This is a genomic window from Peribacillus sp. V2I11 (genome assembly GCF_030817135.1).
In the GTDB taxonomy this organism is placed as follows: Bacteria; Bacillota; Bacilli; order Bacillales; family DSM-1321; genus Peribacillus; species Peribacillus simplex.
Window position 1 is genome coordinate 4595444 of sequence record NZ_JAUSYW010000001.1, and the last position, 12067, is coordinate 4607510.

Genomic DNA, 12067 nt, shown 5'->3' on the forward strand with positions numbered 1-12067 from the left:
GTGATGACCGGTCCAAGTGAGCAATCTTGGATCGGTCTTTTTTTAGCCAATCTCAATTGCATGAGAATCTGTTGCCGATGTGATAATATCTAGTACATGGAAACGTCTTGTAAAAGGAGAGAAATGCATTGAAAATTAAGTCGATAGAACCTACACCAAGTCCGAATACAATGAAAATCAATTTAAATGAAGAGCTATTAGCTGGTAAAAGCAATAATTATAAGAAAGATCAAGCTGACCAAGCACCCCAGCTGATCAAAGATTTATTTACGATCGAGGGAGTGAAAGGGGTATATCATGTTGCGGACTTCTTAGCCGTTGAGCGAAATGCGAAATATGATTGGAAAGATATCTTGGTCCAAATCCGTCAGGTTTTTGGGGAAAAAACCGAGGAACAAAATCAACAAACGGCATTAAATGAACATTATGGTGAAGTAAGTGTTGCCATTCAACAATTCAAGGGCATTCCGATGCAAATTAAAGCAAGTGATAGCCAACAAGAAAAACGTTTTGCCTTACCGGATTATTTCATAAAGGGCATTGCCGCTGCCCAAAAAGAAGATGATAATGTAGTCCTGCTTCGAAAATGGAAGGATTATGGCGTAAGATATGGTGATATGGAAGATATCGTGAAGGAAGTATCGGATGAGTTGATTGCAGCTTATCCGGAAGAACGAATTAATCGGCTAGTAGCCGCTGCAAAAGAAATCGTGGATACGAAGGAGGCATTTTTGAAACGACCGAAAATTAAACTGACTGCAGAAATGCTGAATGACGAAAGCTGGGAAAAGCGTTATCAGGCATTAGAACAAATGGAAGATCCAACGGTTGATGATATTCCAGTATTGGACATGGCACTCTCCGACAGTAAGGTCTCCATTCGAAGGCTCGCGGTAGTATACTTGGGTATGATCGAGGATAGAAAAGTGCTTCCGAGCTTGTATAAAGCATTGAAAGATAAAAGTGCAGCGGTAAGACGTACGGCTGGTGATTGTTTATCCGATCTTGGCTTTGAAGAAGCGATGGGAGAAATGTCTCAATCACTTTCGGATAAAAATAAATTGGTTAGATGGAGGGCGGCGATGTTTTTATACGAAGCGGGAAATGAAACGACCCTCCCTTATCTTAAGCAAGCGGAACAGGACCCTGAATTCGAAGTGGCCCTGCAGGTCAAGATGGCCATTGACCGTATAGAAAATGGGGAAGAAGCAAAAGGTTCGGTTTGGAAGCAAATGACAGAATCAAGACAAGCGAATGACATGTGAGATTTAATGATAACTTAATGGGATCTAAAATGGTTACAGGCAAAAGGCATGCGGATGATTTAATCCGCATGCCTTTTTTTTGTGCGCCCGGCATGGGTGCAATCTATAGGGTGAAAGTCCCGAACCATGAAGGCAGTAGTAGTGGTTAGCTTAATGCAAGGGTGTCCACGGTGAGATTCAGCTGTCCATCACTGGACAGGTTACCAAGTGTACTTGGCTGTCATCAGACCTCCCCGGGTAAGAGTGCAATCTTTATCAACCGCAGCCCGTCCGTCGTATCGAAATCCCGAAACCAAACGGCGGAGTTCGGCTATTGGGTATTCCAACCGTTCTAGACCGTTTCATTCAACAAGCCATTGCCCAAATATTGACCAAGATATATGACTCAACCTTTTCGGAGAATAGCTATGGATTTCGCTCTAACAAACAGGGGCACCAGGCGGTTCGAAAGGCAAAGTCCTATATAACCGAAGGTTATACATGGGTAGTGGATATGGACTTGGAGAAGTTCTTCGATAAAGTGAATCATGACAAGCTCATGGGAATGTTAGAGCGGAAAATTGAAGATAAACGAGTTCTCAAACTGATTCGAAAATTCCTTCAAGCAGGCATTATGATAGGCGGACTTTTTCATAAAAGTGAGGAGGGAACTCCGCAAGGAGGTCCGTTAAGTCCTTTATTATCTAATATCATGTTAGACGAGTTAGATAAAGAACTAGAGAAACGCAATCTTCGATTCGTAAGGTATGCGGATGACAGTACTATCTTTGTGAAGACACGAAAAGCCGCCAAACGTGCAATGGGAAATATCTCAAGCTTCATTGAAAATAAACTGAAGCTAAAGGTCAACTACGAGAAGTCGAAGTATGATCGCCCTTGGAACAGAACGTTTCTCGGTTTTAGTTTCACGAAGTCAAAGAAGAACCCGAAGGTTCTACTGGCTAAACAAACGGTGAAGAGAGTAAAGAAACGAATCAGGGAAATGACCTCGAGAAAATTACCGATACCCATGAAACTCCGAATAAATAAGTTAAAGCAATACCTTAGAGGTTGGATGGGGTATTTCGCCCTCATTGATACTCCGAACGTATTGAAGAATTTAGATTCATGGATTCGAAGAAGACTCAGGATGTGTCTATGGAAGCAATGGAAATTGCCAAGAACGAGGGTGAGGAAACTCAAAGGATTAGGCGTCCCATTTGGAAAAGCATATGAATGGGGAAATAGCAGAAAGGGTTATTGGCGCATAGCGCATAGTCCTATTCTAGACAAAACCCTTAATAATGTTTATTGGCTCCATCATGGGTTAGTAAATCTATATGAACGATATACAAAACTACGTCAGACTTAAACTGAACCGCCGTATACCGAACGGTATGTACGGTGGTGTGAGAGGTCGGAGGCTAGGCGCCTCCTCCTACTCGATTGAAGCGGATCTTCAAGTCGTTTGACATTAGTTCCCCTCAGGTCGAATTCCAAAACATTCAAAATGGCTAATTTTCGATATACAGAAGTTGTTAAGATATAAATTTGATCTCTATTATTTTAGTAAAATGATTTTTGTAGATATTTAGTGTTGAATGGTTGCATTTGTGTGTAAATATGTTAGAATTTTTAGAGTATACTAAAAATTATATTATATTGAATCATTAAACATTTAGTGGAAATTGGGGGTACAACAAATGTCTACATCAAATATGAGAAGTGACATGATTACAAAAGGGGTCGATCGAGCTCCACATAGAAGTCTGCTGCGGGCAGCAGGGGTAAAAGAAGAAGATTTCGGTAAACCGTTCATCGCGGTTTGTAATTCATATATCGATATCGTTCCAGGTCATGTCCACCTTCAGGAATTCGGAAAAATAGTGAAGGAAGCGATTCGCGAAGCAGGCGGTGTTCCATTCGAATTTAATACGATTGGGGTAGACGATGGAATTGCGATGGGTCATATTGGTATGCGCTATTCTTTGCCAAGCCGTGAGATCATCGCAGATTCCGTGGAAACTGTTGTATCAGCACATTGGTTTGACGGTATGGTTTGCATTCCAAACTGTGACAAGATAACGCCGGGAATGATGATGGCAGCACTTCGAGTCAATATTCCTACAATATTCGTAAGCGGCGGACCCATGAAAGCAGGTAAAGACAAAAACGGTAAATCTCTTTCATTAACATCCGTTTTTGAAGGGGTGGGCGCTTATCAAGCAGGTAATATCAATGAAGAAGATTTGCAGGAAATCGAACAAGTTGCATGCCCTACTTGCGGTTCTTGTTCAGGAATGTTCACTGCAAACTCCATGAACTGCCTGGCTGAAGGATTGGGACTTGCGCTTCCGGGAAATGGAACGATTTTGGCGGTAGCCGAAGAACGTAAGGAATTCGTTAAGAAATCCGCTAAACAGTTGATGGAGATAATCAAACAGGATATCAAGCCACGTGATATCGTGACGATTGATGCGATTGATAACGCATTTGCATTGGATATGGCGATGGGCGGTTCGACCAACACCGTTCTGCACACACTTGCATTGGCACATGAAGCAGGTTTTGAATATCCAATGGAACGCATAAATGAAATAGCTAACCGCGTACCGCATTTAGCGAAGATCGCACCGGCATCCGATTATCATATTGAAGATGTACATAATGCCGGTGGAGTAAGTGCCGTCATTAATGAGTTACTCAAAAAACCAGGTGCCTTTAATGGAGACTGCCTTTCTGTATCAGGTAAAACGCTCCGCGAAAATGTTGCCGGTTGTGAAATATTGGACAAGGATGTTATCCATCCGTTGGATAATCCGCATTCTGAGCGTGGCGGGCTTGCGGTATTGTTTGGTAATCTTGCTCCTCAAGGCTCCATCGTAAAAGTGGGGGCGGTTGACGAATCAGTTGGTGGCTACCACAGGGGTCCTGCCATTTGTTTCGATTCCCAGGAAGATGCACTTTCCGGGATCATTACTGGAAAAGTTAAAGAAGGGGATGTAGTGGTCATTCGTTACGAAGGACCTAAAGGTGGGCCGGGTATGCCGGAAATGCTGGCACCCACTTCCCAAATCGTCGGGAGGGGACTTGGAGCGAAAGTCGGTCTGATCACTGATGGCCGCTTTTCAGGCGCATCTCGAGGCATCAGCATTGGTCATATATCCCCCGAAGCAGCTGAGGGTGGCCCGATTGCCTTTGTTGAAGATGGAGATATCATCGAACTGGATTTGAATAATCGTAAAATCGAATTGGAAATTTCCGATGAGGAATTCGAAAAACGCAAAGCCAATTGGAAAGGCTTCGAGTCAAAAGTCAGGACAGGCTATTTAGCACGTTATTCCAAACTTGTGACGAATGCCAGCTCAGGCGGAGTAATGAAAGTTTAGGTTAAAAGGAAGACTAAAACATGGTGGCAGAATGAAAGTGGATTCTGCCACCATGTTTCTTTGTGAAGAACAATGAAATTTTTTCACAAAGCTTTAAGCGTCATTTTTGCATATGCACTCAAGAATATAGTATGATTATACTAATTGAAGAATTGTAACCAAGGAGGTTTTTTTATGTCGATGGCATATGATGAATATATGAAACAAATGGTGAAACCAATGCGCGCGGAACTGGTGCAAGCAGGTTTTGATGAGTTGGAATCCGCTGAAGCCGTTGAAAACTTTATGGAATCAGTAGAAGGTACGACACTTGTGGTCGTGAATTCAGTTTGCGGCTGTGCTGCCGGGTTAGCCCGTCCAGCTGCTACTCAAGCCGTACTGCAAGCTGAGAATAAGCCAGATCATTTGGTAACTGTATTTGCCGGCCAAGATAAGGAAGCGACAGCTAAAATGCGTGAATACTTCGATGGAATAGAACCTTCTTCACCATCAATGGCTCTTTTAAAGGGCAAAGAGGTCGTACATTTCATTCCGCGCCATGATATAGAAGGACAGCCAATGGAAGCTATCATGGAAAATCTATTGGCAGCGTTCAGTCAAGTAAATAAGTAATGAAGAGGAATGTCCTGGATACAGGGCATTCTTTTCAAATTTAAGAGAGTATGAAGGGGTAGGATTCATGTTTGTCACAACAGTAGGAAGAGCCGATAAAGAAACGATGATATTAGCAAAAAGGTTAGCTGAAGAATTACATATCCCTTTCATAGCCCGAAGAAAACGATCGGTGAGAGATATCCAAGCGGAACAGAATGAAGATGATTGTCTTGTTTTTGGTAAAAGGCGGATGGAGTTATATCGATACCAGGAAAAAGAACCATTCTTTTTTCACCCGAACCTAGCGATGATCCGTATAAAAAGAATAATGCGCGGAGAGAGTGATCCATTTCTCATTGCCGGAGATATAAATGTAGGGAACGCTGTGCTTGATTGTACCTTGGGCTTGGGCTCTGATGCGATTGTCGCAAGTTTCGCAGTGGGTGAACATGGACAGGTTATCGCATTGGAAGGAAATCAATATTTGGCCATGCTCGTGAACCATGGGATGAAGACATGGGAGGATGCAGAAGAAACGATGATTTCTGCGATGAGAAGAATAGAAGTCTTGCAAGGTGATCATTACGAAGTTTTGAAAACATTGCCGGATAATCATTTTGATGTCGTATATTTCGATCCCATGTTTGAAGAAACGATTCAGGAATCGAATGGAATCAGGGGACTCACTCATTTTGCGGAAGGTAAGGATTTATCTGTGGAAATAATGAAAGAAGCCAAGCGGGTTGCGCGCAAGAGAGTCGTGTTGAAAGACCATTTTCGCAGCTCCCGCTTTGAGGAATTTGGATTTGAGGTAATAAAGAGAAAAACATCAAAATTCCATTTTGGCTTCATCTCCATCCAGTGATCACGATTTATAATCTGTTTCGTCCAGACCCATGGCACAGCCTTCTCGGCTAGAATCGGCGGCACCATAGTTCGAGCCATCAGGGTTGATTTGAATCGCCTGGACATTCCCTATAGAGTGGGGAACTTCATTAAAGGCGAAGCCCATTGCTTCCAAGTGGCCTTTGCTAGTCATATCCATTCCAGGCTCCCATTCAATATGAGGGCCCATTGGAGTGAAAATTCTAGGTTCTTCGATGGCTGCTTTCAAATCCATTTTTAAATCGAGGACATTGATGATCGTTTGTACGACTGAACTGATGATGGTTGGTCCTCCAGGTGAACCTAACGTCAAGATCGGCTCGCCGTCTTTAAATATTATGGTCGGGCTTTTACAGCTGACGGGGCGTTTATTGGGCTGCACTTCATTCATGCCTCCTGGAATGGAATCGAAATCAGTCAGTTCGTTATTCAGCATGAAACCATAGTCGGAAACCATGATGCCTGATCCGAATGGGTGTTCCACTGTAGAAGTGCATGCTGTGATATTACCCCATCTGTCACGGACAGTGAAGTGTGTCGTTTCACTGATATCTTCCTCATTAGGTTGCGGAATGACTTCCCTTTGTTTCACGGAATCATAAATCCAAGGGTTTCCGAAGTCAATGGCATTATTTCTTGTTTTGAAATTAATGAATGAGCGGCGTTTAGCTATATATTCATCATGCATGAGACCCGCCAATGGCAATTCGGCAAATTCGGGATCTGCGAGAAATGCCTTTTTATCTGTAAATGCCAGACGCATCGCTTCTGCTATTAAATAATATTTTTCCCAAGAACGGACGTCATATTGTTCTATATGGAAACTCTCCAATATTTTCAGGATTTGGATGACCGTGAATCCACCAGCACTTGGGGCATTTGATGATGCAATTAGATAATCCTTATAAGCCCCATAAATGGGTACATCGATTGTAGCTTTATAGTCCTTTAAATCAGAAAGCTCCATGAACCCTCCAAGTTCCTGTATACAGGAAATGATGCCCTCTCCGATTTCACCTTCATAAAAAGCGGAAATTCCTTCACGTTGTAATATCCGATAGGTATTCGCCAGTTTCTCTTTTATCAGCAAATCTCCATCCTGATAGGGTTTTCCGTTTGGAATGAAGAACTTACGCGCTTCATCACCCAAACGATATTCAAAATTTTTAAGTGCATCGCAAAGAACCCAATTGACGGGAACTCCTTTTTCTGCAAATTCAATGGATGGCTCGATGAGGTCCGCTAATGGTTTGCTACCATTTTCGGCGAGTGCTTGATCCATAGCTTTCAGTATTCCGGGAATGCCAACAGCTGTAGCTTTGAGTGATCTTTCTTTAAATGGGATGACATCACCTTTTTCATCAAGAAACATGTCTCGATGTGCAGCTTTAGGTGCCCTTACATGGCCATCGTATATTTTTGTTTCCTTATCTTTAGCGTTATATACCATAAGGAAACCACTTCCGCCGATACCGGTCATCATGGGTTCCACAATATTTAGGGCAAATTGGATGGCGACCGCCGCATCGACAGCATTTCCGCCTTCACGTAATATTTTTTCCCCAATGGAAGTGGCTACGGGATGAGCTGTAACGACCATTCCGGCGTTTCCTTTCGCTGTTTCCCTTTTATAATCCTTATCTTTAATGTTTTCATTGTTGTTTTCCAAAATGATTCCTCCATTATTCAGTCCTTTTATTTGCCAAAAGGTAAGGCTTATGTTTGAGTGAAATGAAAACCTTGTCATTGTAAAAAAATGACAAGGTGATTTTTCGTAGGTATTCATTTATTCTTAATCAGCAAATGATAAATATACGAAAAATGCTAATGTTACAAGACATAAAGCCACCATGGCAGTCGAAGCCATATAAGACCCCTCCTTAAAAAGACTTGAATCTAATTAATTTCTCCAAAAATCGTCAAATTCCTTCATAAAAATGTAAAATTGTTGATATTTAATGAAAAAGTTTGTGTTCATAAGGTTTATATAGGTATTTATCCTTTTTTTTGATTTTTAAAACATGGGTAACTATATATTCGTAATTACCAAAAAATAAAAGTATACTAAATATAAAGATAATACTAAAAAGGAGGGGGAGTGTGAGTTGAAAGCAGCGGTTTGGTTCAGGAAAAGTCTTGTCATTTTAGTATCCGTTTTGACGTTTGGTCTTGTCACTCCTTCAGATCTGGGGTGGCTTGCGGAAGCCGATTCCTTAAAGGATACTAAAAAAGGGTTAGTGGAAGAAGAGGGATTAGCCTATCTTCCTTCGCGGAATTCAACTGAACTGGAAGAGGAATTCAACCGGGAAGAATTTTTATCGGGCATTCTGAATAAGGCAGAGGAAAACGCATTTATGAAATTTGGCGATAAGATCAATCCTAAAATTGGCGATGAGTTCAAAATGGCCATATTACCAAAAATGGAAGAAGCCATTACAGAAATGGCTGCCCAATTTCCAAATGAAAAATTACAGCAATTAACCATCACTGAGCAGCCGAGTGCGGGCAGGGCCGAGAAAATATTTCATATTTATGATTCCAACAGCGGCAAGGATATCATCAGATTCCATGTCAGGCAGGAAAATCCTCCGCTGGAAGGGTATTGGTTCGATTTTCACTATCATACCTATCATGATTCATTTGCCACCCATTATAATATAGGGAAAATATATTGGGATAAAAATACACCGCCAGAGTGGACGAGTAAACAAAGGCTCACATAGTGGTTGGTTTCATTGATTTTATTAAGTGTAAGAATATGATGAAATGAAATTGAATTTCTAATAAGCATCGAATGATACGTTGTCATGCAACGTATTTATTTTGTGTTTAAAATTAAAGTAGACTTTTTATCATAACGGGGAACAATGTTATTTTAAAAGGTTTTCTAATTTTGCTGTAATAGTAGCAGAGGAGTCTTTATCATGTCAAAGTTGTTAAATAACATCATACAAACGTATGCTCAATTTTTTGACTGGCATATGTGGGTGGAGGTTTTATCCGATCCGGTGAGCTGGGGATTGATTGGAACGCTCGTATTAATGGAAGGATTGCTATCGGCGGATAACGCTTTGGTATTAGCTGTAATGGTCAGGCACCTTCCGGAAAAACAACGGAAAAAAGCACTTTTTTACGGTTTATTAGGTGCTTACGCTTTTAGATTTGTAGCGATTGGAATCGGTGTTTTCCTCATTAAGCTTTGGTGGGTGAAAGTGATTGGAGCCGCATATCTTGGTTGGCTCTCATTTAAATACTTTAGGGATAAAAGAAAAAAACAAGCTGATGAAGATATCCAGGGAATGAGTAAAAACAGCATACTGATCCGTATGTTTGGTACATTTTGGGGAACGGTTGCAGCAGTGGAGTTGATGGATATAGCATTTTCCGTTGATAGTGTATTGGCCGCATTCGGGGTGAGTGAAAAAGTCTGGGTCCTTTTGACAGGCGGAATGATTGGTGTCTTGATGATGCGGGGAGTGGCGGGGTTATTTCTAAAATTGATAGATAAGGTTCCTGAATTGGAAACTGCCGCATATGTCCTTATCGGATTCATTGCAATAAAAATGTTAATGGCCGTTGCCCGAATCGAAATCCCGCCTGCAATCTTTTTTGCCTTTATTTTGCTGATTTTCGGCACCACGATCATATTTCATTTGAAGAAAAGAAAAAAGCTCAAGGAACATGGTTGAGCACTATTTAAAAAGCTGTCATCAAAAAATGATGTCAGCTTTTTGTTAACTAAAGGGTTCGGAATGGTCTCATCCCGATCCACTTTCACGTTTTTTTATTTCTTTTAATTAGACCTCTCGAATTCAAATTTTTACCATTTTCGATCTCTCCATGTCTCAGTTAGTATTTTTCTTTAATTTCATGGCAGCAAAAGTCAGCTTCGCCTGCATGTCCTTATTTAAAGGCCTTTAAATATCGTCCAACCGCATGCCATGTATAAGCGAGTAAAAGTGCGGCTTTATCATGAAAGCCCTATTTTAAGAACCAAAGAAATGTATGTATGGTTCGAAAGCATAGCGGTCACCTCGAAGGGATTTTTACCAGTGTTTTTAAAACAAGACTTGGTTATACTCCATGTTTTTTATTGTTTTATACGGGGGATGAAACCCTCACTAGATTGGAGAAATTTGCGACACTCCTGCCGAATAACTGGCTAGCCAAGACCCCGCAGACGCTTGCGTCGGGGAGGCTTGGCAGACAGTCGGCGAAAAGGGAGCGGATTTCTGAAATCAACTGAATTTTTTTAAGAAAAAACGTAGGCACTCAGACTTTCTTCGAATTTGTCCACAGTCTGAAGCTGACATCAAATATGATGTCAGCTCAGTTTGTAGACAAAAGGGGTTCGGAATTAAAAAATTCCGAACCCCTTTTGAAATTCCCTTTTAAATTTTGACCAAAGGTTAAGAGATTTGGGCTCTTCGAGCCACTATGTTAAGCCATTTTAGGACCTTGCCATGTCCACGTGGCCATCTTCTTTAAATTAATGGCAGCGAAAGTAAGCATCGCTTGCATCGACAATTTTTTAAGTCCCCTTAAAGTAGTCCAACGCATACCATGCTTTTCTTTTGCATCTGCGAATACACGCTCAATCGTTTCTTTGCGTTTCGTATATATAGGGTTTAGATCTTGATGGTGACGCAGATGATCTGCTTCTTCCACATATGCTTGCCAGATATGCCGTGTCACTACTTTTTGATGGTCTTTGCTTTCTGTACACCGTGATAAAAAAGAGCATGTTGCACAAATTTGTTTTGGCGATTTGTACTCGCGTTAGCCCTCTTTATTTGTTGTTGAGTACTTTAAAGTTTCACCCGAAGGGCAAAGGTAACAATCAAAGTGTTCATCATAAACATAGTCATGTTTGCGAAAGAATCCTTCTTTTGTACGAGGACGTGTATAGGGTAAAGCAGGTGTAATTTCTTTGTTAAATAGGTAGCTTGTAATCGCTGGTGTTTTATAAGCTGCATCTGCGGCAACTGCTTCTGGTTTTCCAACTTTCTCAATCACTTGCTCAACAAGTGGCTCCAAAATATGACTGTCATGTGTATTACCAGGTGTTACAATCGTTCCCAATACAAAACCGTTGCGGTCTGCGGCCGCGTGGAATGAATAGGCAAACTATTTTATTCGTTCATCTTTCACATAGTAGCCACTCTCAGGATCCGTAGTACTTTCTTTAATTGCTCTGGTTTCTTCCTTATTAAATTTATCTGGTGGAAAAGTTTTCTTTCCATGGTTTTCACGATCTTGATTTATTTCATCTTGAAGACGTCCTTGATATGCTCGTGTTTCTTTGCGTACGATTTTCTTTTCAAATTTGCGCTTATTCGCATTGGCTTTCACATGTGTGGAATCGACGAATACGTGTTCAGCACTTATTAACTTTCTATCAGCAGCTGTTATTAAGATGCGATAGAAAATCTGTTCAAACAGGTCTGTATCTTTAAAGCGTCGCTCATAATTTTTCTCGAACGTTGAGAAATGAGGTACTTTATCATGGAAACCATAGCCTAAGAACCAACGGTAAGCCATATTTGTTTCAGCTTCTTCAATCGTTTTACGCATGGAACGAATACCGAAAGTATATTGAATGAATGTCAGTTTAACTAAAATAACTGGATCAATACTTGGGCGTCCTACCTCTGAATACATATCTTTCACCAAGTCATAAATGAAAGTGAAGTCAATGGCAGCCTCCATTTTACGAACCAAATGGTTCGGTGGCACCAGTTGATCTAAAGTAATCATTTCAAGTGGATCTCGCTGAATAGAATCATGTTTAGAAAGCATCCTCATCACCTCAAGTTTTAATACTTCTATTTTAAAACAAAAATGATTCCAGGCAAAAGTGTTCTATCTAAAAGGTAAGACAAAGTTGATTGGAACGGAAGGTACGAGACTCCTGCGGGAAAAGCGCGTCTAGGGGAGACCCCGCAGGCGAAAGCC

7 protein-coding genes and 2 pseudogenes are annotated in these 12067 nt (G+C 41.2%); 7 read left to right on the forward strand and 2 right to left on the reverse strand.

Features of this window, described 5'->3' with window-relative positions:
* Window positions 1-128: 128 nt before the first annotated feature.
* From QFZ73_RS22485 to QFZ73_RS22505, 5 genes and pseudogenes are all read left to right on the forward strand, one after another.
* On the forward strand, window positions 129-1265 hold the full coding sequence (locus QFZ73_RS22485) for a conserved virulence factor C family protein (RefSeq protein ID WP_251428362.1): 1137 nt from the start codon (window positions 129-131) through the stop codon (window positions 1263-1265).
* 253 nt (window positions 1266-1518) lie between these two features.
* Window positions 1519-2616: pseudogene (gene ltrA / locus QFZ73_RS22490) on the forward strand (group II intron reverse transcriptase/maturase); the annotation flags it as partial.
* A gap of 346 nt (window positions 2617-2962) precedes the next feature.
* The gene (gene ilvD, locus QFZ73_RS22495; protein WP_251429090.1) at window positions 2963-4633 is read left to right on the forward strand and encodes a dihydroxy-acid dehydratase; all 1671 of its coding nucleotides are present in this window, start codon (window positions 2963-2965) and stop codon (window positions 4631-4633) included.
* Window positions 4634-4807: 174 nt separating this feature from the next.
* Entirely contained in the window at window positions 4808-5245 is a 438-nt protein-coding gene (locus QFZ73_RS22500; protein ID WP_307270882.1) for a BrxA/BrxB family bacilliredoxin, read from the forward strand.
* 67 nt (window positions 5246-5312) lie between these two features.
* Window positions 5313-6092, forward strand: coding sequence for a class I SAM-dependent methyltransferase (locus QFZ73_RS22505; protein WP_307270885.1), 780 nt, complete (start codon window positions 5313-5315; stop codon window positions 6090-6092).
* Here the strand turns inward: QFZ73_RS22505 and ggt are convergent, their stop codons facing one another.
* Entirely contained in the window at window positions 6093-7781 is a 1689-nt protein-coding gene (gene ggt, locus QFZ73_RS22510) for a gamma-glutamyltransferase (protein ID WP_307270888.1), read from the reverse strand. It abuts the gene before it with no gap.
* Window positions 7782-8217: 436 nt separating this feature from the next.
* Between ggt and QFZ73_RS22515 the strand changes: the two genes are divergently transcribed.
* Together QFZ73_RS22515 and QFZ73_RS22520 are read left to right on the forward strand one after the other, a co-directional pair.
* Window positions 8218-8835: a YpjP family protein gene (locus QFZ73_RS22515; protein ID WP_307270891.1), complete on the forward strand. Its 618-nt coding sequence runs from the start codon at window positions 8218-8220 to the stop codon at window positions 8833-8835.
* A gap of 201 nt (window positions 8836-9036) precedes the next feature.
* Window positions 9037-9801: a TerC family protein gene (locus QFZ73_RS22520; protein WP_251428377.1), complete on the forward strand. Its 765-nt coding sequence runs from the start codon at window positions 9037-9039 to the stop codon at window positions 9799-9801.
* 751 nt (window positions 9802-10552) lie between these two features.
* Here the strand turns inward: QFZ73_RS22520 and QFZ73_RS22525 are convergent.
* A pseudogene (locus QFZ73_RS22525) lies at window positions 10553-11911 on the reverse strand (IS1182 family transposase).
* Window positions 11912-12067 lie beyond the last annotated feature (156 nt).